Here is a 23,355-nt window from a genome sequence, read left to right on the forward strand (position 1 = left end):
AGGTGCGTCCGCCCTGGGTTGGCGCAACGACTTCAGACTGGATTGACGATGACACGTCCCGAAGACCTGACGCTCGGCCAGCGGCCGGCTGGCCGCACGCTCATGACCGCAGACTGGCTGCTTGCCTATCCCGGCGAAGGCCATTGCCTGGTGCCGCGCGGCGAGGTGGTAATCGAAGGCGGCGAGGTCATCTTCGCCGGGCGCAGCTTCGACGGCGAGGTCGCCCGCCGCATCGACTTCGGCAGCGCGCTGATCAGTCCCGGCCTCATCGACCTGGATGCGCTCTCCGACATCGACACCTATGTGCTCGTGCACGACAACCAGCCCGGATGGGCCAAGGGCCGCATCTGGCCGCGATCCTATGTCGAGCGTGGGCCCTACGAAATGTATTCGCCCGAAGAGCTGGCCTTCCAGAAGAAGTTCGCCTTCGGCCTGTCGCTGCTCAACGGCGTCACGTCGGCCGCGCCCATCGCCTCGCTCTACTACCGCGAATGGGGCGAGACGGTCGCCGAATTCGATGCGGCTGCAGATGCGGCAGGCGAGCTCGGCCTGCGCGTCTTCCTGAGCCCTGCCTATCGCTCCGGCGGGATGGTGCTGGAGGCGCCCGGCAAGATCGTGCCCGACTTCGACGAGGCGAGGGGCCTCGCCGGCCTTGACGATGCGATTGCTTTCATCGAGCGCCAGCATGGTCGCCATGGCGGACTGGTCAATGGCATGCTGGCGCCCGACCGTGTCGAAACCTGCACGCTCACGGTACTGCAGCGGACCATGGCGGCGGCGCGTGACCTCGACTGCCGGGTGCGGCTGCACATGGCTCAGGGCAAGCTCGAGCTCGAAACCATGCACAAGCTGCACGGCGTCTCGGGGCCGCGCTGGATGGCCGATCATGGCCTGTTGAACGAGCGGCTGATCACTCCGCACGGCACCCATGCTTCGCCTGACGATCTGCAGTTCTATGCCGACGCTGGCGTGTCCATCGCACATTCGCCGCTGGTGTCGGCGCGCATGGGCAGCACGTTGAACTCGTTTGCCTCGTGCCGGAAGCTCGGCATCAATATCGGCATGGCGACCGACACGGCACCGCAGGACATGTTGATGAACCTGCTTGTAGGCCTGGTTGCCTGCCGCATCAGCGAAAAGGCATCCGATGCCGTGCTGAGCAAGGATTTCTACGATGCCGCCACGCTTGGTGGGGCAAGGGCGCTCGGCCGCACCGACATCGGCCGCCTGGCCGCTGGCGCCAAGGCCGACATCTCCGTGTTCCGCCTCGACGATCCCTACATGACGCCGACTGTCGATCCGATCACCACGCTGGTGCTCGGCGGCTCCGGCAAGGTGACGCAGGCGGTGTTCGTCGATGGACGGCTGTCGATGCTCGACGGCAAGCTGGCCGGCTTCGACATCCGCGCTGCGCGCGAACAGGCGCAGCGGCAGTACGAAGGGCTGATCGCCAAATACCCCGATCGCAGCTGGCAGCACCCGCCGGTGTCGGAGATTTTCAAGCCGAGCTACCCCATCTTGCCCTGAGCAGAATGGTGCGTCTCTCCTTGGGCTAGTTTCCGACCACGGGCAGCGACTTCGGCGCCAGTTCGCCGATGCTGCGGCCGCGCGGATCGTTCATGCCGGCGCGGGCGCAGGCCCAGTCCTGCAGCGCCTGAATTTCCCTGACGGCCCCGTCATAGTCGAGTTGTGTCGGCTTGCCCTTGTCGATGGTCAGTTGTCCGTCGACATAAACGCGCTCGACGGCGCGCTCGGCGGCGCAATGGAGCAGGCTGCGCAGGGGGTCGTAGACCGGGCGCATCGAAGGCGTGTCGAGGTCGATCACCACGAGGTCGGCCTTGGCGCCGACGCTGAGGCGGCCGATGTCGTTGCGGCCCAGAGCCCTCGCGCCGGCAAGGGTGGCGGCATCTAAGATATCTGATGTGGTCAGGTCGAAGACGCTTTTGCCGCCGAGGCGGGAGCAGATCAGCGCCTGCCGCATCTCCTCCAGCATGTTGAAGGGATAGCTGTCGGTGCCGATGGCGACATTGACGCCGGCGCGCCTGTAAGCGCCGAGCGTTTCCAGCGCCATGCCGCTGCGGGCGAAGGTAACGGGGCAATGGGCGACCGTGGTGCCGCGTTCGGCAAGTGTGACGAGATCGTTTTGCGTCCGCTGGCGGGTCCACGAGTGATGGTCGGCGAAGATGCAGTGGCCGAGGATGACGTCAGTGCCAAGCACGCCGAGGCCGTCAAGATATTGAACGGCGGTCAGTCCGGTGCGGCGCAGCAGTTCCTCGTGCTCGGCCATGGTCTGGGCTGCATGAACGGTGAGCTTCATGCCGCGCTTGCGCGCTTCATCCGCGGCGTCGGCCAGAAGGTCGGGCCGGCAGGTCTCGACCTGCGACGGCGAGACCACTCCGTCCAGCCTGCCGCTCGGATGCGCCCGGGCGCGTTCGGCGAAGTCGAGTGCGCGCACGAAGGCATCGCGGCCGGCATCGTCGTTCCATTCATATTCCAGCCTGTGGCCGTCGCGGACGATCCAATCGGCCTGGCGGAAGCCGGGTGCGAGATAGGCGCGCGCGCCGCTGCGGCCGGCGATGTCGAGCCAGATGTCGTGGGCGCCGGCGATGTCGAGGATGGTGGTGGCGCCCGAGCGCATCAGGTCGCCCAGCATTACCGTCAGGCAGGCGGCGCGGGCATCCTCGCCGCCGTCGAGCGCGCCTGAAAATTCATACATGGCCTGGCCCCACAGGGCAGGGGTGCCGACATCCTCAAAGATGCTCTTGGCCATCGGCTCGTCATGCGAATGACAATGGATGTCGACCAGGCCGGGCATGACCATGCGCGCCTTGCCCGAGAGTTCGGTCGTCGCCTCGCCCTCGAAATGTTGGCCGACGCAGATTAGCCCGGTCGCATCGAAAGCGACGTCGCCACCATGACGATAGACATGGCCGCCGCTGGCGGCGTCGTAGGCAACGATGGTGTCGACGTCGCGAATGACCGTGATTTCAGTCATGACCTACCCTGAAGCGTTTTTCGAGAAAGCGGCTATACGCGCCCATCAGCGCGCTGAAGACGAAATAGACCACGGCGGCGAAGACATAACCTTCGAGCACGGCGATGCCCTGCCAGTTGGGGTCGCGCAAGGCCGTGCGCACCGTATTGAGGAAGTCGAGCAGGCCGACGATGGTAACCAGCGTCGTGTCCTGGAAGAAGCCGATGAACAGCGACACCAGCGGTGGGATGACGGTCTTCAGCGCCTGCGGAATGGTGACGAGGAAGGTGTATTGCCAATAGTGCAGGCCGAGCGCCTTGGCTGCCTCCGTCTGCCCAGCGGGCAAAGCCTGGAGGCCGGCGCGCACGATCTCGGCGATGTAGGCTGCGGCAAACAGGATGATCGCGACCTGGGCTCGCAGGAGTTTGTCGATGGTGACGCCGTCGGGCATGAACAGCGGCAGCATGACGGACGCCATGAACAGGATGCTGATCAACGGCACGCCGCGCACCAGTTCGATGAAGGTGATGGCGAGGATACGGATGGCGGGCAGGTTGGAGAGCCGCGCCAGCGCCAACAGGATGCCGAGCGGCAGGGCGCAGACGAGCCCGACGAAAGTCAGCATGAACGACAGCGGCAGGCCGCCCCACTGCGATGTCGGGACCTGCGTCAGGCCGAGCATGCCGCCCGACATAAGCACGAACAGCAGCGGCAGCAAAACCAGCCAGGCGATGACGAGGCCGCGGCTCCACAGGCGGGGGACGCCCGACAGAGCCATCGCCGCGATGAACAGCAGCGTTGCCGCCAACGGTCGCCATTGCTCGTCGAAGGGATAGATGCCGAACAGCATGTAGCGGAGCTTGGCTGCGACATAGGGCCAGCAGGCGCCTGAGGCTGCCTTGCAGTCTTCCGGTACGCCGTCGAACACGGCATTGATCAGCAGCCAGGACGCGGCTGCCTTGGCGGCGAGCGCGAGCAACACCAGGCACAGGAGTGTCACCAGCGTGTTGCCGGGCGTGCCGAAATAGGCCTTGAGGGTGTCGTTGCGGCGAGCGGGCCGGCGCGGCGGGACGCGGTCGCCGGCGACTGTCGCGGATTGGTCGCTCATGGTCAGCGTCCCTTCAGGGCGACACGCCCGTTGTACCAATTCATCAGGGCCGAAGTCGCCAGCGACAACAGCAGATAGACCAGCATGAACAGGGCGATCGGCTCGATCGCCTGGCCGGTCTGGTTCATGATGGTGTTGGAGACCATGACCAGGTCGGGATAGCCGATGGCGATTGCCAGCGAGCTGTTCTTGAAGGTCGTGACATAGACATTGGTCAGCGGCGGGATGATGACCCTAAGCGCCTGGGGCAGGATGACAAGCCGCATCGTCAACCGGTCGGACAGGCCAAGCGCGTGGGCCGCCTCGCGCTGGCCCTTGCGGATCGCCAGGATGCCGCTACGGACGATCTCTGCCACGGTGGCAGAGGCGCCAAGCGTCAACCCAAGCAGCAGGGCAACGAATTCGGGCTTGAGATGCGCGCCGCCGGTCAGGCGAAATTTGCCGAGGACAGGCCAGTCGAGCTCGCCGCTGACATCGAAGAAGAGAATAGCTGTTGCCATCGGCAGCGCGACAAGGGCGAGGGCGACCGGCCAGCCCGGCATGGACTTGCCGGTGGCGATGCGCCGGCGACTTGCCCAGCGCTGCCACAAGATGGCGGCGACGATGCCGATTGCGGCTGCGGCCGCGACGACCCAGAAGCCGGAATTCCAGATGAAGGCGGGAACCACGAGGCCACTGTTGGAGACAAAGACGCCGGGCAGCAGCGTGATGGCCTGCTTGACCGGCGGCAGGGTGAAGATGATCACCGAATACCAGAGGAACAGATAGAGCAGCAGCGGCACGTTCCTGAGCGCTTCGACATAAGCGAGCATCAGGCGCGACAAGAGCGGATTGGAAGACAGCCGGGCGATGCCGACAAAGGTGCCGATGATGGTGCTGAGCACGATCGCCAGCACCGCAACCTTCACGGTGTTGAGCAGGCCGACCAGCATGGCCCGGGCATAGCTGTCCGACGCCTCGAAGGCGATCGGCGTGTCGCTGATGATGAAGCTTGCCTCGCGGCCGAGGTAATCGAAGCCGGTGGCGATGTCCTGCTTCGCCATGTTGGCCAACGCGTTGTTGAGCAGGTACCAGCCACAGCCGATGACGGCCGCGACGCACAGGACCTGGTAGGCCAGTTCGCGGACGCGCCGGTTTCGTAGCAGAACAATGGGCGACACGCCGTCGGTCCTTGTCGGGTCAGTTGATAAAGTTACGGCGCATGTCGAACCGACATGCGCCGTATCTGTTCTGACGGCTTAGCGGAAGGGCGGCGGGTAGAGCAGGCCGCCGGCGTTCCACAGCGTGTTCGGGCCGCGGCTCAGGCCGAGCGCGGTCTTTTCGCCGAGGTTGCGGTCGAAGACCTCGGCGTAGTTGCCGACATGCTTGATGACGTTGTAGCCCCAGGCCTTGTCGAGGCCGAGCATCGGGCCAAGCTCGTCGGTGACGCCGAGCATGCGCTGGATCTCGGGATCCTCGCTCTTGAGCTGCGCGTCGACATTCGCCTGGGTGATGCCCTTTTCCTCGGCCGCCATCATCAGCCAGGCCGACCACGAGACGATGTCGCGCCAGTTGGAATCGTTCTGGCGCACGGCCGGTGCCAGCGGCTCCTTCGAGATGGTTTCCGGCAGGATCACATAGTCATCGGGGCTCTTCGAGGCGGCGCGGATGGAGGCGAGGTCGGAACGGTCCGACGAAACCGCGTCGCAACGGCCGGAGAAGAAGGCGTTGTTGTTCTCGTCGGGGTTCTCGAACACCACCAGCTCGAACTTCTTGCCGGTCGCGCGGAAGAAGTCGGCAAGGTTCTGTGCGGTCGTGGTGCCGGGCAGGGTGCAGACGGCGGCGCCGTCCAGTTCCTTGGCGCTGTTGACGCCGAGGCTCTTGGCAACCATCAGACCCTGGCCGTCATAAAAGACCGCGGGGCCGAAATCGATGCCCAGCGAGGCCTCGCGCGAATAGGTCATCGTCGTCTGGCGCGACAGCACGTCGATCTCGCCCGACTGCAGGACCTGGAAACGCGTGTTGATGTTGGTCATCACGAAGTCGACCTTGTTCGGGTCACCGAACACGGCGGTTGCGATGGCGCGGCAGACGTCGACGTCGAAGCCGGCAAACTTGCCCTGCGCGTCGGCGAGCGCAAAGCCCGTCGTGCCCATCGACACGCCGCAGATCAACTTGCCGCGCGCCTTGACGGTCTCGAGCGTCGACGCCGCCTGCGCGGCGATCGCCGACGTGCCCAAGAGCAAAGCGGCCGCGGCGATGCGGCACGCCCTACGGAACATAGCCATATTTTTCCTCCCAATGCGGCCCGTCGGGCGTCTGCCGCGGACCGTCCCTCTCTGAACGGAGCGATCCAACCAAATTGCCGACAATTCTTCAACAAAATAATCGACAATGATTGTTTTCAATCTTGGCGCGAAGGGAGGGATGTCGCTCGACGGTCCAACTGGCGGTTGCTTAGTCGGTGCTCTCGCCACAGTTGAGACAAGGTCTGCTCGCACCCTCGTGGCGAGGGAGATTCTGATGAGCTTTGTGCCGGTGCTACCCAAAGCGTGGGTCCTGGGCTCGCTTCTTGCTGCAACATCCCCGGCTCATGCTCTCATTGAGCTTGAGGCCGTCATCAGGCCGAGTGTCGCGGCCACTCAAAGAGCGTGGTTCTACTGCGCCCTTGGCGCTGCCGGGGATCTGCGTGCAGGCATAGAACGCTTCCAAACCGCAGCCCATATAGCGGATCGGGCTCTGGTGGCTTGCGAGAAGGGTGAGGACCTCTATTCCGACGCCATTCTCAATGACCGAACGCGCATGCTGGATTTCGATGCCGCTTCACGGATGCGCGCGAAAATCCGGGCTTCTGTCATCGAGTATCTGGAGATGGACAGAGAGCCGGCGTCACAGCCTTAGATGGTTGGACGTTTGAATCTACGGCCGGTTCAGGCGGACCTTGGCTCGGCCAGCGCAGATGCCTTACAGAACGTGAAGCACGAAAAGCATTCAAGCGTTTGAAAGGGAATGGCGGAGAGGGAGGGATTCGAACCCCCGATGGGCTTGCACCCATGCCGCATTTCGAGTGCGGTGCATTCGACCACTCTGCCACCTCTCCGCGGATGTGATCGGCCGTTACCGGCGCGGCGCACTAGATAACGGCTCATCGGTCATCGCACAAGGCCAAATATGGCTGCGATGTTGTATCTTTTCAGCCGGCTTGAATCTGCCAGCGGGACGCTGCGTCAGTTCACTCGAAAATGCCGTCGCGATGGCGCCAGGGCGGGCGTTATTCGACGTTCTGGCTGCAATTCGGTCTCGTTCCCGGTGGAAGAGCGTGACAGTCGGATCATTTAGCCCGGTGCCTTTTGGCTCGAAACCGGACCTGCCTTCGACAAGCGCGGCGCGCAGCTTCAACAACATGATGTGTTCCTTGTGGCGTCGCTGGGTCGACGGCGGCTGACGCCCGTGCCGTCGGCCAGTTGTCTGGCCTTGCTGGCGGCTGTATCTGAGGTGGTCTTCCTGGGCGCGCCCATTGCGCCTGCATCGGGCAGTGATGCCCGGTTGCGACCGGATGGCGGCATTTTGGCGAGTGTTCGCCTTGACTCCTCGGCAACCTTCGGTTACGGGACGCCTGCATTCGGCGTGGAGGGTTCTCTGCGCCGCTTGTTTTTTGAACCCGTAACGACTGACAAAAAGACGGCCCGGACCGCCCAGGTGGTTCAACAAGGCCGACCGAACAGCGAAAGGCATAAAATGTTCGCAGTCATCAAAACGGGCGGCAAGCAGTACCGCGTCGCCGCCAATGATGTGATCAAGATCGAGAAGGTCGCCGGTGCAGCCGGTGAGACCGTGGAATTCGTCGAAGTGCTCGCCGTTGGCGAGGGCGACAAGGCCGAGATCGGCGCGCCCTTCGTGGCCGGCGCCGTGGTTACGGCGGAAGTGGTGGAACAGGGTCGCGCCGCGACCGTCATCGCTTTCAAGAAGCGTCGTCGCCAGAACTCGCGCCGCAAGCGCGGCCATCGCCAGCACCTCACCACGGTGCGGATCGCCGAGATCCTGACGGGCGGTGCCAAGCCTTCGAAGAAGGCAGCGGCGAAGACCGAAGCTGCGGCTGAAGAAGCCGCTGAGAAGCCCGCGAAGAAGGCAGCGCCGAAAAAGGCTGCAGCCGTCGCGGAATCAGAGTAATAGAGCGACTGAAGGAGAACATCCATGGCACATAAAAAAGCTGGCGGTTCGTCGCGCAACGGTCGCGATTCAGAGTCGAAGCGCCTTGGCGTGAAGAAGTTCGGCGGGGAAGCAGTGATTCCCGGCAACATCATTATTCGTCAACGCGGCACCACCTGGCATCCCGGCGTCAACGTCGGCATGGGCAAGGATCATACCCTTTTTGCTCTCGAAGCAGGTGCAGTGTCGTTTGCCAAGAAAGCCAATGGCCGAACCTACGTGTCGGTAAATCCGATGCTCAAGGCCGCGGAGTAGCCGGTTCCGCACTACAACACCGGCGCCCCATCTCGGGAACCGGTGTCTGGCCAAGCCAGGAAAAGGATCAGGGGAGATGGGTCGCCATCTCCCCTTTTTCTTTGCCTGGAGGACAAAAATGGTTGCCGAGAAGGAAGACTACGAAGACGAAAGGCTGTCGATAGACTGCCCCATATTGCTGACGGAGCGGCTGGTTTTGCGACCGCCGCACGAGGACGACATCCCCGAACTGGTGCAGCTTGCCGACAACCGCCACGTTGCCGAAATGCTGTCGCGCATGCCGCACCCCTATGGCGAGGCCGAGGCTCGCGCCTTCCTTTCCATGGCACGGGCCAAGCGTGGCGGCGGTGTCGTCTATGCGATCACCCTTGCCGACAGCGGCGCCTTCGTCGGTTCGGCCGGCCTCAACGCCACCGACCGTGGCCTCGAGCTCGGCTACTGGATCGGCGAGCCCTACTGGAAGCATGGCTACGCCACCGAGGCTGCGCATGCGCTGGTCGATCTCGCTTTCCGCGCGACCGACACCAATGTGCTCAACGTCTCGTGCCGGGTCATCAACCCGACGTCGCGACGCGTCATCCACAAGTGCGGCTTCCAGTATGCCGGCCAAGGCATGGTGAATTCGATCGTCGCAGGCCAGGTGCCGGTCGAGCGCTATCGCCTCGACCGCAAGACCTGGGCGAGCCTCCGGTCGTGGGCGCGCTTCTGAGATGTCCATAGCGCCGCGCGTCCAATCGGACGCGCATGGGACGCTGTGGCACTTCGGATCATGCGCTCAGGCCAGCTCGACCCATACCGGCTGGTGATCGGAGCCGTCCGCGTCGATGTCGATGCGGATGGACGTCACCTTCGCCGCAAGGTCGGCCTGGACGAAGACGTAGTCGATAAGGCGGGTTTTTTCCGGATGGGTCGTGTCGCTCCAGGAGGCCGACCCGTCCGGGACGCCACCCGCCAGCGCATAGGCGTCTACGGGGTGATGGGCGACGATCTGGGGACCCTCCACCGGATCGGGCGCGCCGGTCATGATGAGGTGCTCGGGAGAGCCCCGTACCATGTTGAAGTCGCCCATCAACACGAATTCCTCGGGGCTGGGGAGCTCGGGGAAACCGTATTCGGCAGCGCCTGTTATGGCGCCGCCTTCCATTGCAAAGGCGTAGACCCGCTCTTTCAGGTGACGGATCTGCGCTATCCGTTCCTCCTGACTGACATGGTCGACATGTACCGAATAGATGCGCAGCGGGCCGGAGGGCGCCATGACAAGCGCTTCCAGTGCCGAGCGCTGCAGGTTGCCGCGGCTGATGCGCCGGCTGCGCGGCAGAAGCAGATTGCGCGAGGCCACAATCGGCCAGCGCGACAGCACCATGTTACCGAATTGCAGGCGCTTGTTTGCCGGCTTTCCATCGTCGCCGAGCATGCCGAAGTCGATGTCCATGGCGACGCCGTAGACATGGAAGTAGTCGGGCAGCAGTTTTGCCAGCCCGTCGACCATATCGGCCATGTTGTTGCGCATGAAGTTGCGGGTCACTTCCTGCAACGCGACGATGTCGGCGCCGTCGATGGTGCTGGCAATGCGCTCGAGATCGTAGCGCCCGTCGCGGCCGACGCCGTATTGCGTGTTGTAGGTGACCAGCTTCATCCGGTTCGTCTCCCTATGCCGCATGGCGTCCGCGCCAATCCGCTCTCGCCCTTCGCTGCGCCTTGCGTTATGGCAGAAGCGCCGCAACAACCAAATAAGCAATAGAAGACGAACAGTGCGATGAAATTTCTCGATCAAGCCAAGGTTTACATCCGCTCCGGAAACGGCGGCGCGGGTGCTGTGTCGTTCCGGCGCGAAAAATTCATCGAGTTCGGCGGCCCTGATGGCGGCGACGGTGGCCGTGGCGGTGACGTCTGGCTGGAGGTGGTCGACGGGCTGAACACGCTGATCGACTATCGTTATCAGCAGCACTTCAAGGCGCAGACCGGCATTCACGGCATGGGCCGCAACATGACCGGTGCCAAGGGGGCAGACATCACGCTCAAGGTGCCTGTTGGCACGCAGGTCTATGAAGAAGACAACGAGACGCTGATCTGCGACCTGACTCAGGTCGGCCAGCGTTACCTGCTGGCGAAGGGCGGCAATGGCGGCTTCGGCAACCAGCATTTCAAGACCTCGACCAACCAGGCGCCGCGCCGCGCAAATCCCGGCCTCGAAGGCCAGGAAATGTGGGTCTGGCTCAGGCTCAAGCTGATTGCCGACGCTGGTCTCGTCGGCCTGCCCAATGCCGGCAAGTCGACCTTTCTCGCCTCGGTCACGGCGGCAAAGCCCAAGATCGCCGACTATCCCTTCACCACGCTGCATCCGGGCCTGGGCGTTGCCCGCATCGATGCCCGCGAATTCGTCATCGCCGACATTCCCGGCCTGATCGAGGGCGCGCATGAAGGTGTCGGCATCGGTGACCGCTTCCTCGGCCACGTCGAGCGGACGCGGGTGCTGCTGCATCTGGTTTCGGCGCAGGAAGAGAACCCGGGCAAGGCCTACAAGATCGTGCGCGGCGAGCTCGAAGCCTATGGCCACGGGTTGACCGACAAGATCGAGATCGTGGCGCTGTCGCAGGTCGATACGCTCGATCCCGATGCGCGCAAGAAGAAGGTCGCTTCGCTGAAGCGCGCCGCTGGGCGCGCCCCGATCCTGCTTTCGGCCGTTACCCGCGAGGGCATCGAAGAGACGCTGCGCGCACTGATGAGCATCGTCGAGGAAGCGCGCCAAGCAAGCGGCGACGTCGCCCCCTCCGACGCACGCTGGACGAAGTAGGCCTAGAATGACGATCCCTTCGCTGCGGACCTACAAGCGCATCACCGTCAAGATCGGCTCGGCGTTGCTGGTCGACCGATCGAGCGGCCTCAAGCGCGAATGGCTGGCCTCGATGGCCGACGACATCGCGACGCTGACCGAGGCCGGAGCCGACGTGCTCGTCGTCTCGTCGGGCGCCATCGCGCTCGGTCGTACCATTCTGGGGCTTGGCAAGCGGGCGCTGAAGCTCGAGGAGAGCCAGGCGGCTGCGGCCGTCGGGCAGATCGAGCTTGCCGGCGCCTGGTCGGACGCGCTCGGGCGCAAGGGGCTGAAGTCGGGCCAGATCCTGGTGACGCTCGGCGATACCGAGGAGCGCCGGCGCTACCTCAATGCGCGGGCGACGATCTCGACTTTGCTCAAGATGAATGCCGTGCCCGTCATCAACGAGAACGACACGGTCGCCACCACCGAAATCCGCTATGGCGACAACGACCGCCTGGCGGCCCGCGTCGCAACGATGATGGGCGCCGACCTTCTGGTGCTGCTCTCCGACATCGACGGGCTCTACACCGCACCTCCCGCACATGACCCGAACGCCAAGTTCATTCCGGTCGTCGATCGTATCACGCCCGACATCGAGGCGATGGCGGGGGCTGCCGCTTCCGAGCTGTCGCGCGGCGGCATGCGCACCAAGCTCGATGCCGGCAAGATCGCCACCGCCGCGGGCACCGCGATGATCATCACCGCCGGCACGCGGCTGTCGCCGCTGATGGCGATCGAACGTGGCGAGCGTGCCACCTATTTCCGCCCGAGCGGCAATCCGGTGAAGGGCTACAAGACCTGGATCGCCGGCCAGCTCGACCCGGCCGGCCGATTGACCGTCGATGCCGGTGCAGTGGGCGCCCTGTTGCAGGGCAAGTCGTTGCTGCCCGCCGGGGTGAAGCTGGTCAGCGGCAACTTTTCGCGCGGCGACACGGTGGCGATCCTGTCGCCAGAAGGCCGCGAGATCGCGCGTGGACTGGTTGCCTATGACGCTGCGGATGCCGTAAGGATCGCTGGGCTGAAATCGACCGAGATCGAGACCGTGCTCGGCTACGAGGCGCGGTCGGCGATGATCCACCGCGATGATCTGGTGGTCAGCCATGCGGACGCGGTGGTGCAGGCGGAAGGGTGAGGACATGCTGAAGGCGCACGAGAGCCAGGATACGGCGCGGCTGATGGCCGAGATCGGCCACAAGGCCCGGACTGCAGCGCGCCCACTCGCCGTTGCCAGCGCCGAGCGCAAACATGCCGCGCTCATCGGCATGGCCGATGCCATCCTCCGCCGCCAGGACGAAATTCTCGACGCCAACGCCACCGACGTGAAGAACGGCGAGGAAGCCGGCATCAGCGGTTCGTTCATGGACCGCCTGAGGCTGACGCCGGGCCGCATCCGCGACATGGCTGACGGTATCCGGGCGATTGCCGATCTCAGGGATCCTGTCGGTGAAATCATCGCCGAATGGGATCGCCCCAACGGCCTGCATATCGAGCGCGTGCGCACGCCGCTTGGCGTCATCGGCGTGATCTATGAAAGCCGCCCCAATGTGACGGCGGATGCCGGCGCGCTGTGCCTCAAGGCCGGCAACGCGGTGATCCTTCGTGGCGGTTCGGATTCGCTCAATTCGTCGCTGGCGATCCATGCCTGTCTCGTCGAGGGCCTGAAGTCGGCCAACCTGCCCGAGGATGCGATCCAGCTGGTGCCTGTGGCCGACCGCGCCGCCGTCGGCGAAATGCTCAAGGGCCTGTCGGGCAACATCGACGTGATCGTGCCGCGCGGCGGCAAGAGCCTTGTCGAGCGCGTGCAGACGGAGGCGCGGGTACCTGTATTCGCCCATCTCGAGGGCATCTGCCATCTCTACATCGACAAGTCGGCCAAGCTCGACATGGCGGTGGCGATCGCAGTCAACGCCAAGATGCGCCGCACAGGCATCTGCGGTGCTGCCGAGACGCTGCTGGTCGACCGCGCGGTCGCCTCGACCCACCTGGTGCCAGTGCTGGAAGCGCTGCGGGCGGCAGGTTGCGAAATCCACGCCGACGAAGACGTGCTCGCCGCTTTTGCCGACGCACAGGCTGCGACCGATGCCGACTGGTCGACGGAATATCTCGACGCCATCATCTCGGCCAAGCTGGTCGACGGCATCTCGGGCGCCATCGAGCATATCGAGACATTCTCCTCGCACCACACCGAGGCAATCGTCGCCGAGGATGCCAAGGTAGTGGAGCGCTTCTTCAACGAGATCGACTCGGCGATCCTGCTGCACAACGCCTCGACCCAGTTCGCCGACGGCGGTGAGTTCGGTATGGGCGCCGAGATCGGCATCGCCACTGGCAAGATGCACGCCCGTGGCCCGGTCGGAGTGGAGCAGTTGACCTCTTTCAAGTATCGCGTGCGCGGCAACGGACAGCTCAGGCCGTGATCAGGCATATCGGGCTGGTGTGACGGCTTTGCGCGCAATCACCCCCCTCTGCCCTGCCGGGCATCTCCCCCTCAAGGGAGGAGATTTGTTGACATACCTGCTTTCGCCAAACTTTGGCGTGGATGTTGCTGAGGTAACAGCCACGCTGCCGGCAGAGGGGGGCGCCTAGCACCATGCTCTCCCCACTGGATTCGCCAATTTCCCAAAAATACCTCCGTATGCCGCATGCCATGAAAGGCATGCAGGTCGGGCTGTTCGGCGGGTCGTTCAATCCGCCTCACGCTGGCCATGGGCTCGTTGCCGAGATCGCCATGCGCCGCCTGCAGCTCGACCAGCTGTGGTGGATGGTCACGCCAGGCAATCCGTTGAAGAGCACGCGCGAGCTGGCGCCTCTGGCCAGGCGCATCGAGCTGTCCGAGGCGGTTGCCAAGGACCCGCGCATCAAGGTGACCGCTTTCGAGGCGAGTTATAATGTGCGCTACACCGCCGACACGCTGGCGCTGATCAAGGCGCGCAATCCGGGTGTCGATTTCGTCTGGATCATGGGGGCAGACAATCTCCGCGATTTCCATCGCTGGCAGCGCTGGCGGCAGATCGTCATGACCTTCCCGATTGCCGTCATCGACCGGCCGGGGGCGACGCTGTCGTTCCTGTCGTCGGTGGTTGCCAAGACCTTCGACTATGCGCGGGTGGATGAGGGCGATGCGCCGTTGCTGGCGCGGATGAAGGCCCCTGCCTGGACCTTCATCCACGGGCCGCGTTCCCTGCTGTCGTCCACGGCGCTCAGGAACGGGACCGCCAAGGACAAGTCCTAGAGGTTCATGCAACTCCAGGCGGATGGTGCGATGCACTTTTCCCGGACTGACTTAGCTCTTGATCGGGATCCAGATTTCGTAGCCGCCATAGCCTGTCGCCGCGTCAAAGCTCTCCGGATAGAATTCAAAATTGGGGCCGTCGGCGGCTTCGTGCCCGGAAGCCGGCAGCCACTTGCACCACACCGTGTGGATGATGCGCCGGATCATCGAAATATGGTCGGTGGTGGCGAATACGGCATAGCGCTGTGGCGGTATGCGAAGACGCGTGAATTCTGGCGTCAGATCCGCAAAACTCTCAACCTCGACGCCCGCGATGTATTCGAAACTGTCGTCGTCGAAATTGCAGCAAACACCATATCCGAAACAGTTCTTCTGGCCCGGCACGCTGCCGAAATGAGGGCCGAAGCGCTGCCAGAGCGATGGAATCGCGAGACTGGTCTCGCTTGTGTAGCGATCGCCGAAGCCGGCGATGAGCAAGGGGCCGCCATCGACAAAGCGCGGCGGGGCCAGGTTTTCGACGAAGGTGTCGTCCATCTTGAGAAGCTCCAGGCATCGGGTCTGTGAAACGGAGCCATTGGCACGCACCTCCTCGGGGGTCTGCCCGAAGCGGTCGCGAAAGGCCCTGGTGAATGCCTCATGCGAGCCGTAGCCGGAGTCGATGGCGACAGCGAGGATGTCAGGTGCGCCTTTGGCCAGCGCGTGCGCCGCATCCATCAGGCGACGGGCCCTGATATAGCCCATGACCGAATGGCCGGTGGCGGCGGCGAAGGCGCGTGACATGTGGAAACGCGAGACCCCGCCAGCCGTGGCGATGTCGTCGAGCCCTATGTCCTTGAAGTAGTGGCTCTCGATGTACCAGATGGCTTTCTGAACAGGGGTCATCGTTGTTTCCGGCATGAGGACGCTCCCGATATGCCTGCTTGCGGGACGGCCCATTTGATCGCGCTTGCTGCCGGGGCGGTGTTTCGCACGAAAAGCCATGCCCGGAAATGCATCGGCCGCGCGTTTGAGCCAGCGCGGGCAATTTGGCAATCCAGCACGGTACATGTCGCAATTGCAGCCGTGGAAAAGCTCCGATCTGGCGACACTGGCGCATGAACAAGCGAGACGATGCGGCAGCAGCAGGCGACGAGGGCGAGCGAACGCCGGCGATCGCCGTCGCCGGCGTGATCCTGGCCATGGCGCTGGTCGCCGTCGGCAACGGCCTGATGTTTGGTTACATCCCCGTCAGCCTCGGTGCGTCCGGCTATGCGCCGGCCTGGGCGGGCACGATGCTGACCGGCCTTTCGGCCGGCGGACTAGCCGGCTGTCTGCTCACCGGAATGCTGGTCCGCCGGGTCGGCCATGCGCGCGCCTACATGGTGTTTTCCGCCCTCATCGTGCTCTCGAACGTCGCGGTTGCGGCCGGCACCTTCCCGCTCATCTGGATCGCGGCGCGTGTGCTCTATGGCTTCGCCATCTGCGGTCTGTTCATCGTTTCCCAAAGCTGGCTCAACGATGCGGTGGGCAACGACATCCGCGGCCGGGTCATGGCGATCTTCTACGTCGCCTATGTCGTCGGCCTCGGCGTCGGGTCGTTTCTCCTCCGTTTCGTCGACATCGCAACTGCGCAGGCCCCACTGCTCTGCGTCGCCTTCGCCGCCATCTCCATCCTGCCCGTAGGCCTGACCCGCCTGCGCCAGCCGTTGCCGCCGCTGGCCGCGTCGGTGGCGTTGGTGCGTGCGTGGCGCATCTCGCCTGTCGGCGTCGCCGGCATGCTCGCCGTCGGCGGCCTGTCGATGATGATCGCCGGCTTTGCCCCGATCCATGCGACGGCTAGCGGCTTCACCCAGCAGCAGGTTGCAACGCTCTTGTTTGCAATGCCGCTCGGCACGCTTCTGTTCCAGATTCCGTTTGGCTGGATTTCCGATCGTACCGACCGGCGATATGTGCTTGTGGCGGCAGGGTTACTCGTGGTCGTTGCCGGCCTTGCTGCCGGCCGGTTCGACGGCAGTGCGCTGCCGATCATGGTTGCGATCTATGTCGTGTGGAGCGGGGCAAGCGAGTCGATCTATTCGCTGTCGAGCGCGCATGCCAGCGACCGCGCTCACAAGGACGATCTCGTCGCCTTGTCGAGCAGCATGCTGTTTGCCTGGTCGCTGTCCGGCTTCATCGTTCCCGGACTCGGCACCATACTGACGGCCATCTACGGCACCCAGGCCTTCATGTATGTTGCAATCGTCATTGCCGCCGCCTACACGCTGTTCGTACTCTGGCGGTTGCGCAGGGTTCGGGCTGTTCCGGCTGATGAGACCGGGGCATTCTCGCCGAGGGCGGCACAGGTTCCGCCGTCGATCGAACCCTAGCCGGCGCAGCAATAAGCCGCCATTGGCAGGTGTTTGGCGGGCCTTGTCTTGAAACTGTCGCCCAACTCTGCCTATCTAAATGATGTCACCCGAGTCCTGGGTGATTTGGTTGTTCTTGTCGGAAAGGAAAGACACTGAGAACAGCACTACGGAAGAAGGCGGAAGTCATGCCTTCGCCGGCCGGGATAGGCGAATTCGACGCCGTTGCCCGCGCCCTCAAGACGGTCCTTGCCAGTCTGGAAGACTCCAAGGCCGAAGAAATCGTCTCCATCGACATCAGGGGCAAATCGAGCCTGGGCGACCACATGGTCATCGCCTCGGGTCGTTCGCATCGTCATGTCGCAGCGGTTGCCGATCATCTCCTCAAGGCGCTGAAGGATGCCGGTCTCGGCAATGCCCGCGTCGAGGGGCTGTCGGGCGCCGACTGGGTGCTGATCGATTCAGGCGATATCATCGTCCACGTCTTCCGCCCCGAAATCCGCGAGTTCTACAACATCGAGAAGATGTGGCAGACACCGGATCTCGAGGAAGAAACGGTTCACTGAACCGTTCGACCTAGAGGATGAAGGTCTGGATACATGCCGTGGGCCGGATGAAATCCGGCCCCGAGAAGGAACTTGCCGACCGCTATCTCGACCGTTTCGCCAAGAGCGGAGGGCCGTTGGGGCTGGACTTCGGCGGCGTTACCGAGATTGCCGAAAGTCGCGCCCGCGATGTCGATGAGCGGCGGCGCGAGGAAGGGGACAGGCTGAGGGCGCAGCTCGCGCCCGGCACGGCGCTCATCCTGCTCGACGAACGCGGCAAGAACCTTTCCTCCCAACAGTTTTCCGACAAGGTCGCCGCAATGCGCGATGGTGGCCAGCGTGGGCTGATGATCGCCATCGGCGGTCCTGACGGCCATGACGAGGCACTGCGCAACGAGGCTCAGCTGCTGATCTCTTTCGGTGCCGCCACCTGGCCGCACCAGATGGTCCGCATCATGCTGGGCGAGCAGCTCTATCGCGCTTCGACGATCCTTTCGGGGCATCCCTACCATCGGGCATGACATCGGGCGCTGCCGCAGCGGAAGGGCCGCGCGGCCCGAAATTCGACAAAAAGGCGCAGCACCGACGATCCGGGCGGCCCTCGCGACGGCACTATGGTTGATGGTTCGTTAACGATGCCGCCGCTAAGGTCGCCGATGCACAACCGGATCATCTGATGGCGCACATCTCCCCCCTGAAGGCGTGGCTTTGGCCATGCCGCGGCATAGCCGCGGCGGGTCTGCTTGCGCTTGCCTGCGGGGGCGCGCTGGCCCAGGAAACGCAGCCGACGCCCGATCCGGAACTGACACAATCCGAATACGAGACCGTCGCCCGCGATATCCAGGTTTCGGCCGAGCGCCGTGAGCGCCTCGCCGCTGACATCGCCCAAGTGAAGAAGGATCATGCCTCGATCACTGCGGCGCTGATCCAGTCGGCCAAGACCGAGCGCAAGCTCGCCCAGGACATCGAGGACATCGCCGGCAAGCTCGAAGGGCTGAAGGAACAGGAATCAGGCATCCGCAGTTCTCTCGCCATGCGCCGAGGCGTCTTGGCGGAGGTGCTGGGCGCGCTCCAGCGCATGGGGCTCAATCCGCCGCCGGCGATCCTGGTCAAGCCCGAGGACGCGTTGTCATCGGTGCGCAGTGCCATCCTGCTCGGGGCGGTGGTGCCGGAACTGCGTTCGGAAACCGAGATCCTGATGACCGATCTCAAGGAACTGACGCGGGTTGTCACCTCCATCGAGACCGAGCGCGACCGGCTGAAGGCGGCCGTTACCGAGCAAGCCACGGAGAAGGAACGGCTGAACCTTCTGCTCGCTGCCAAGGACAGGCTGCGCACGGAATCCGAGACAGCGCTTGCCGACGAAACCAAGCGGGCGGCCGAACTTGCGGCGCGCGCCGAAAGTCTCAAAGATTTGATCGCCTCGCTCGACAGGCAGGCGGCGAAGAAAGTAGCGGACGAACAGGCCGCCCGAAAGGCTGCGGAAGCCGCAGCCAAGCAGGCCGACGAGCCGGTCGTCGCAGCGGTTCCAGAAGCCAACCAACTCATTGCTTCCGCTCCGTTTTCGCTGCTCCAGGGGCAGGTCGCGCTGCCGGTGGCCGGCCGTATCAAGCGCCAGTACGGCACCGCCGATGGCAATGGCGGCACCATGCTCGGGGACATGGTTGCGACACAATCGGGAGCCATCGTCACCGCTCCGGCGGATGGAAGTGTTCTTTATGCGGGGCCTTTCCGCTCCTATGGTCAACTCTTGATCCTCAACGCAGGCGACGGCTATCATGTCGTCTTGGCGGGGATGAGTAGAATCAGCGTCGCGCCGGGGCAGTCCGTGCTTGCAGGGGAGCCGATCGGTGCGATGGGAGAGGCCAGGGTGGCGAGCACCACGGCTTCGGAAAATGCAAATTCGACGCCGGAACTTTATGTAGAGTTCCGCAAGGATGGAAAACCCGTCGATCCGGCCCCGTGGTGGGCGGACCGCACCTCTGGAAGGACATAAATGATGCGTAAACTGTCGCTTCTGCTTGCCGGGGCGCTGATGGGCGCCTCCGCAATGAGCCTTGTGTATGGCGCACCGGGTTCGGCGGCGAATGCGGCAGGTTCGGAAACCTATCGCCAGCTGGCCATTTTCGGAGACATCTTCGAGCGTGTGCGCGGCCAGTATGTGACCCCGCCGGATGAGAAGTCGCTGATCGAGAATGCCATCAACGGCATGCTGACCTCGCTCGATCCGCACTCGTCCTATCTCAACGCGGAAGCCGCCAAGGACATGCGCGTCCAGACCAAGGGCGAGTTCGGCGGCCTCGGCATCGAGGTGACGATGGAGAACGAACTGGTCAAGGTCATCACCCCGATCGACGACACGCCCGCTGCCAAGGCCGGCGTTCTGGCCGGCGATTACATCTCCAAGATCGATGGCGACGAAGTTCGCGGCATGACGTTGAACGACGCGGTCGAGAAGATGCGCGGCCTGGTCAATACGCCGATCAAGCTGACCATTCTGCGCAAAGGCGCCGACAAGCCGATCGATCTGACCATCACGCGCGACGTCATCAAGGTCAAGGCGGTGAAGTACCGGGTCGAAAACGACGTCGGCTACATGAAGATCACCTCGTTCACCGAGAAGACCTATGACGACCTGCATGACGCGATCCTGCAGATCAAGAAGCAGATCCCCAAGGACAAGCTCAAGGGCTTCGTACTCGACCTGCGTCTCAATCCGGGTGGTCTGCTCGACCAGGCAGTGAGCGTGTCCGACACGTTCCTGGATCGCGGCGAGGTCGTGTCGACCCGTGGCCGCGACCCCAAGGACATCACCCGCTTCGACGCCCGTCCGGGCGACGAGATCGACGGCGATCCGCTGATCGTGCTGATCAACGGCGGTTCGGCGAGCGCGTCGGAAATCGTGGCCGGTGCGCTGCAGGATCACCGCCGTGCGACGGTGGTGGGCACGCAGTCCTTCGGCAAGGGCTCGGTGCAGACGATCATCCCGCTGGCCGAGAACGGCGCGCTGCGGCTGACGACGGCGCTCTATTACACGCCGTCGGGCAAGTCGATCCAGGGCAAGGGCATCACACCCGACATCAAGGTCGACCAGCCGCTGCCTGCCGATCTCCAGGGGCGCGATGTCACCCGGGGCGAGTCCGAGCTCAAGGGCCACATCAAGGGCGCGGAAGAGAACGACCAGGGGTCGGGTTCGTCGGCCTACGTGCCGCCGGAGCCGAAGGACGATATCCAGTTGCAGTATGCGCTGGAACTGCTCCGCGGCACCAAGACCGATCCGGCGTTCCCGCCGAATCCTGACAAGGCGGTGATGAACAACCAGTAAGGCCGGCAACGCTGGTCTCAAGGACAAGGCAATGCAATGCTGCCGGGACCGCAAGGTTCCGGCAGTTTGATTCGGGGATTGGCGTGGAGCGCGGTGCGTCCTGCAGGACGCACAAGAGCAGGGCACGGCTTGGTGCAGATCGACAAGGAAATCGACCGCCCGCTCGGGCAGCCGCCTCGCCGCAAAGGCGGCGGCAAGCCGTCATGGCTGAGCAAGAGGGCGGTGCTGGCAGGCCTTTGCGTGCTCGCAGTGGTTGGCGGCTCTGCGGCGATTGCCTTGCGTGACAAGCCGTTTCGCGTGCCGGAAGTGCCTGTCGTCACCAAACCCGAAGTGGTGGCCGAAGCGCCGGTTCAAGCTGCGCCCAAGCCTAAACCTGCGACGACTCAAAATGGCGGTCCGTCGATCATCCGCGTCAATCCGCCGACCGATGGCAGCGGCGTGGTGGTGATCCGCGACCCCTCGGCAGTTGGCCAGAACGAGCGTATCGCCCATCTTCCCGAGACGGCTTTGATCGAAGACAGCGCCGATGGACCGCTGCCTGCCCGTTCCGCCGACGGGCGCCGGCCGTTCGACGTCTATGCCCGCGCCTGGTCGGGTGCGCGTGGCGCGCGCGTGGCGGTTGTTATCGGCGGCCTCGGCATCTCGCAGACCGGTACGCAGGCGGCGATCGCAAAGCTGCCGCCCGAAATCACACTCGGCTTTGCGCCGCAGGGCAACAGCCTTGGCCGCTGGATGCAGGCGGCGCGGCGCGAGGGCCACGAAATCGTCATGCAGGTGCCGCTCGAGCCGTTCGATTTTCCGAACGTCAACCCCGGCCGCAACACGCTGACCATCGACGCCGGCGACAAGAACCTCGACAGGTTGCGCTGGGTGCTGTCGCGGACGACCAACTACACTGCCGTGATGAACTACATGGGTGCGCGCTTCTCGGCCGATCCGGAGGCGATGGGCGTACTCATGACGGAACTCGGCAAGCGCGGCCTCGGCTATGTCGATGACGGTTCCTCGGCCCGAAGCGTGGCGCCGGAACTGGCGCTGAAGAACGGTGTGCCCTTTGCTGCGGCCGACGCGGCGATCGACGCCGTGCAGGATCGCGGCGCCATTCTCGACAAGCTGGACGAACTGGAACGCACTGCGCGCGCCAAGGGATTTGCCATCGGCACCGGCAATGCCTTCGACGTGACCGTCGATGCGGTGGCAGCATGGGCAAGCGAAGCGCGCAAGCGCGGCATCGAGATCGTGCCGATCTCGGCCGTCGCGAGCGACCCCGAAAGAGGATAACGGTCGATGTCGAAAAAGAAGATCGCAGCAGAGGATCTGCCCTACCGCCCCTGCGTCGGCATCATGGTGCTGAACGCGAAAGGACTGGTCTGGGCCGGCCGCCGCATTGCCGAACCTGACAGCGAGCTGTCCAACACCGACAAGCTCTGGCAGATGCCGCAGGGCGGCATCGACAAGGGCGAGGAGCCCTATCCGGCGGCCATGCGCGAGCTCTACGAAGAGACCGGCATGCGCAGCGTATCGCTGCTGGCGGAGGCGCCTCAATGGATCAACTACGATTTGCCGGAGCATCTCATCGGCGTCGCGCTCAAGGGCAAGTATCGCGGTCAGACGCAAAAATGGTTCGCCTTCCGCTTCGACGGCGACGAGAACGAGATCGCCATCGACCCGCCTCCCGGCGGTCATTCGGCCGAGTTCGATCGCTGGGCCTGGAAGCCGATGAGCGAGCTGCCGGAGCTGATCGTGCCGTTCAAGCGCTCGGTGTATGAGGAGGTCGTCTCGGCCTTCCTGCATCTCGCGCCTTGATGGCTGGCGCGCTCTCCATTTGCGTAACTGCCTGACAGAAAATCACAATTTCTCCTGCCTGGGGTGGCGACCAAGCGCCGCCCTTGACAAGCAGCGCCGCGTCGGCAACCCTCTGGCGATGTGCAATTTCGCTCACATCGGCAGCTTTGCCCTGTTTCGGGTCTGCCCCATCGCGGGATCCTAGCCCCGGCTCGGTCGCCATGCGACTGCCGAGCCCCTGGGGCCCATTCTCCAACGCATAAGATCATGAGCACCGGGCCGCTTTGCGGTTCGGCTTAATACAAGCACGCATCCGCCTTGGCGGATGACCGGTGGCGCGCATCCCGCGGGGAGCGCTGGCCGGACGAATTTCATGGGGTCTGCATTGCGCCAGAACATCAAGCAGCGCCGCGAGCACAACATCGTGGTGAGCGAAAACGACTACGCCAGGCTGACCGGCCTCGCCGAGTCCAGCCTAGACAGGATGCCCGAGATTGCCGAGGAACTGCTGTCCGAGATGGACCGCGCCAAGGTTGCGCCGCTGAGCCGCATGCCTGCCACGGTTATCCGCATGGGCTCGAAGGTTACATTCCGCAGCGGCGACGGTGAGGTCAAGACGGTGACGCTGGTCTATCCCGGCAAGGCCGACATCGCCGAGGGCAAGGTGTCTATCCTGACGCCTGTTGGCGCTGCCCTGATCGGCCTGCGCGAAGGCCAGTCTGTTGCCTGGACCTCGCGTGACGGCCGCCGTCTCGAATTCGAGATCGTCGCCGTCGAGGCGCCGCTCGAAGGCGCCAACTGAAG

The 23,355-nt window shown here is 64.0% G+C and carries 24 protein-coding genes and 1 tRNA gene; 17 read left to right on the forward strand and 8 right to left on the reverse strand.

The genetic code is table 11. From position 1 onward, the window contains the following. Positions 1 to 48: 48 nt before the first annotated feature. Positions 49 to 1,527, forward strand: coding sequence for an amidohydrolase family protein (locus NDO48_RS00105; protein WP_018430118.1), 1,479 nt, complete (start codon positions 49 to 51; stop codon positions 1,525 to 1,527). Between the two features lie 25 nt (positions 1,528 to 1,552). Here the strand turns inward: NDO48_RS00105 and NDO48_RS00110 are convergent, their stop codons facing one another. From NDO48_RS00110 to NDO48_RS00125, 4 genes are all read right to left on the reverse strand, one after another. Further along, the gene (locus tag NDO48_RS00110; RefSeq protein ID WP_267320653.1) at positions 1,553 to 2,995 is read right to left on the reverse strand and encodes an amidohydrolase family protein; all 1,443 of its coding nucleotides are present in this window, start codon (positions 2,993 to 2,995) and stop codon (positions 1,553 to 1,555) included. Beyond that, positions 2,988 to 4,082 carry an amino acid ABC transporter permease gene (locus NDO48_RS00115; protein WP_018430116.1) on the reverse strand — a complete coding sequence of 365 codons (1,095 nt, stop codon included), beginning with the start codon at positions 4,080 to 4,082 and terminating at the stop codon, positions 2,988 to 2,990. Before NDO48_RS00115 ends, NDO48_RS00110 begins: the two co-directional genes overlap by 8 nt. A gap of 2 nt (positions 4,083 to 4,084) precedes the next feature. Beyond that, entirely contained in the window at positions 4,085 to 5,242 is a 1,158-nt protein-coding gene (locus NDO48_RS00120; protein ID WP_267320654.1) for an amino acid ABC transporter permease, read from the reverse strand. 78 nt (positions 5,243 to 5,320) lie between these two features. Then, the gene (locus tag NDO48_RS00125; RefSeq protein ID WP_018430114.1) at positions 5,321 to 6,343 is read right to left on the reverse strand and encodes an amino acid ABC transporter substrate-binding protein; all 1,023 of its coding nucleotides are present in this window, start codon (positions 6,341 to 6,343) and stop codon (positions 5,321 to 5,323) included. Between the two features lie 241 nt (positions 6,344 to 6,584). Here NDO48_RS00125 and NDO48_RS00130 point away from each other — a divergent pair, with 241 nt between their 5' ends. Beyond that, positions 6,585 to 6,962 (forward strand): hypothetical protein, encoded by a 378-nt coding sequence (locus tag NDO48_RS00130; RefSeq protein ID WP_267320655.1) that lies wholly within the window; start codon positions 6,585 to 6,587, stop codon positions 6,960 to 6,962. 109 nt (positions 6,963 to 7,071) lie between these two features. Here NDO48_RS00130 and NDO48_RS00135 read toward each other — a convergent pair. Beyond that, positions 7,072 to 7,161: transfer RNA gene (locus NDO48_RS00135), tRNA-Ser, on the reverse strand. A 17-nt stretch (positions 7,162 to 7,178) separates the two neighbouring features. Continuing rightward, complete coding sequence (locus NDO48_RS00140; protein ID WP_267320656.1) at positions 7,179 to 7,466, reverse strand: hypothetical protein; 288 nt, start codon at positions 7,464 to 7,466, stop codon at positions 7,179 to 7,181. A gap of 333 nt (positions 7,467 to 7,799) precedes the next feature. Here NDO48_RS00140 and rplU point away from each other — a divergent pair, with 333 nt between their 5' ends. The 3 genes from rplU to NDO48_RS00155 all read left to right on the forward strand — a co-directional run bounded on the left by rplU (position 7,800) and on the right by NDO48_RS00155 (position 9,234). After that, positions 7,800 to 8,231, forward strand: a complete 432-nt coding sequence (rplU, locus tag NDO48_RS00145) for a 50S ribosomal protein L21 (RefSeq protein WP_018430100.1) — start codon at positions 7,800 to 7,802, stop codon at positions 8,229 to 8,231. A 24-nt stretch (positions 8,232 to 8,255) separates the two neighbouring features. After that, positions 8,256 to 8,525, forward strand: a complete 270-nt coding sequence (gene rpmA / locus NDO48_RS00150) for a 50S ribosomal protein L27 (protein WP_018430099.1) — start codon at positions 8,256 to 8,258, stop codon at positions 8,523 to 8,525. A gap of 118 nt (positions 8,526 to 8,643) precedes the next feature. Continuing rightward, positions 8,644 to 9,234: a GNAT family N-acetyltransferase gene (locus tag NDO48_RS00155; protein WP_018430098.1), complete on the forward strand. Its 591-nt coding sequence runs from the start codon at positions 8,644 to 8,646 to the stop codon at positions 9,232 to 9,234. A gap of 66 nt (positions 9,235 to 9,300) precedes the next feature. On the opposite strand, the gene NDO48_RS00160 is transcribed toward NDO48_RS00155, so the two are convergent. After that, a complete protein-coding gene (locus tag NDO48_RS00160) occupies positions 9,301 to 10,161 on the reverse strand; it encodes an endonuclease/exonuclease/phosphatase family protein (RefSeq protein ID WP_018430097.1) in 861 nt (286 codons plus the stop codon). 120 nt (positions 10,162 to 10,281) lie between these two features. Between NDO48_RS00160 and obgE the strand changes: the two genes are divergently transcribed. The 4 genes from obgE (at position 10,282) to NDO48_RS00180 (ending at position 14,572) form a co-directional block, all read left to right on the forward strand. Further along, positions 10,282 to 11,319 carry a GTPase ObgE gene (gene obgE / locus NDO48_RS00165; protein WP_018430096.1) on the forward strand — a complete coding sequence of 346 codons (1,038 nt, stop codon included), beginning with the start codon at positions 10,282 to 10,284 and terminating at the stop codon, positions 11,317 to 11,319. Positions 11,320 to 11,332: 13 nt separating this feature from the next. Beyond that, positions 11,333 to 12,472 (forward strand): glutamate 5-kinase, encoded by a 1,140-nt coding sequence (proB, locus tag NDO48_RS00170; RefSeq protein ID WP_085941132.1) that lies wholly within the window; start codon positions 11,333 to 11,335, stop codon positions 12,470 to 12,472. A 4-nt stretch (positions 12,473 to 12,476) separates the two neighbouring features. Then, positions 12,477 to 13,757: a glutamate-5-semialdehyde dehydrogenase gene (locus tag NDO48_RS00175; RefSeq protein WP_018430094.1), complete on the forward strand. Its 1,281-nt coding sequence runs from the start codon at positions 12,477 to 12,479 to the stop codon at positions 13,755 to 13,757. Between the two features lie 218 nt (positions 13,758 to 13,975). Further along, a complete protein-coding gene (locus NDO48_RS00180; protein ID WP_018430093.1) occupies positions 13,976 to 14,572 on the forward strand; it encodes a nicotinate-nucleotide adenylyltransferase in 597 nt (198 codons plus the stop codon). Positions 14,573 to 14,623: 51 nt separating this feature from the next. Here NDO48_RS00180 and NDO48_RS00185 read toward each other — a convergent pair whose 3' ends face one another. After that, positions 14,624 to 15,454: an AraC family transcriptional regulator gene (locus NDO48_RS00185; protein WP_026227622.1), complete on the reverse strand. Its 831-nt coding sequence runs from the start codon at positions 15,452 to 15,454 to the stop codon at positions 14,624 to 14,626. Positions 15,455 to 15,666: 212 nt separating this feature from the next. Between NDO48_RS00185 and NDO48_RS00190 the strand changes: the two genes are divergently transcribed. The 8 genes from NDO48_RS00190 (at position 15,667) to rnk (ending at position 23,353) form a co-directional block, all read left to right on the forward strand. Next, positions 15,667 to 16,917 (forward strand): MFS transporter, encoded by a 1,251-nt coding sequence (locus tag NDO48_RS00190; protein ID WP_018430091.1) that lies wholly within the window; start codon positions 15,667 to 15,669, stop codon positions 16,915 to 16,917. A gap of 167 nt (positions 16,918 to 17,084) precedes the next feature. After that, positions 17,085 to 17,462, forward strand: coding sequence for a ribosome silencing factor (gene rsfS, locus NDO48_RS00195; RefSeq protein WP_018430090.1), 378 nt, complete (start codon positions 17,085 to 17,087; stop codon positions 17,460 to 17,462). 17 nt (positions 17,463 to 17,479) lie between these two features. After that, on the forward strand, positions 17,480 to 17,962 hold the full coding sequence (gene rlmH, locus NDO48_RS00200; RefSeq protein WP_018430089.1) for a 23S rRNA (pseudouridine(1915)-N(3))-methyltransferase RlmH: 483 nt from the start codon (positions 17,480 to 17,482) through the stop codon (positions 17,960 to 17,962). Positions 17,963 to 18,117: 155 nt separating this feature from the next. Then, complete coding sequence (locus NDO48_RS00205; protein ID WP_267320657.1) at positions 18,118 to 19,437, forward strand: murein hydrolase activator EnvC family protein; 1,320 nt, start codon at positions 18,118 to 18,120, stop codon at positions 19,435 to 19,437. Beyond that, complete coding sequence (locus tag NDO48_RS00210; protein ID WP_018430087.1) at positions 19,438 to 20,766, forward strand: S41 family peptidase; 1,329 nt, start codon at positions 19,438 to 19,440, stop codon at positions 20,764 to 20,766. It abuts the gene before it with no gap. Positions 20,767 to 20,895: 129 nt separating this feature from the next. Next, on the forward strand, positions 20,896 to 22,047 hold the full coding sequence (locus NDO48_RS00215; protein ID WP_157632814.1) for a divergent polysaccharide deacetylase family protein: 1,152 nt from the start codon (positions 20,896 to 20,898) through the stop codon (positions 22,045 to 22,047). Positions 22,048 to 22,053: 6 nt separating this feature from the next. Continuing rightward, a complete protein-coding gene (locus tag NDO48_RS00220; protein WP_018430085.1) occupies positions 22,054 to 22,572 on the forward strand; it encodes an RNA pyrophosphohydrolase in 519 nt (172 codons plus the stop codon). A 352-nt stretch (positions 22,573 to 22,924) separates the two neighbouring features. Next, positions 22,925 to 23,353: a nucleoside diphosphate kinase regulator gene (rnk, locus tag NDO48_RS00225; RefSeq protein WP_040456356.1), complete on the forward strand. Its 429-nt coding sequence runs from the start codon at positions 22,925 to 22,927 to the stop codon at positions 23,351 to 23,353. Positions 23,354 to 23,355 lie beyond the last annotated feature (2 nt).

Source organism: Aminobacter sp. MET-1, from assembly GCF_026521175.1.
Classification (GTDB): domain Bacteria; phylum Pseudomonadota; class Alphaproteobacteria; order Rhizobiales; family Rhizobiaceae; genus Aminobacter.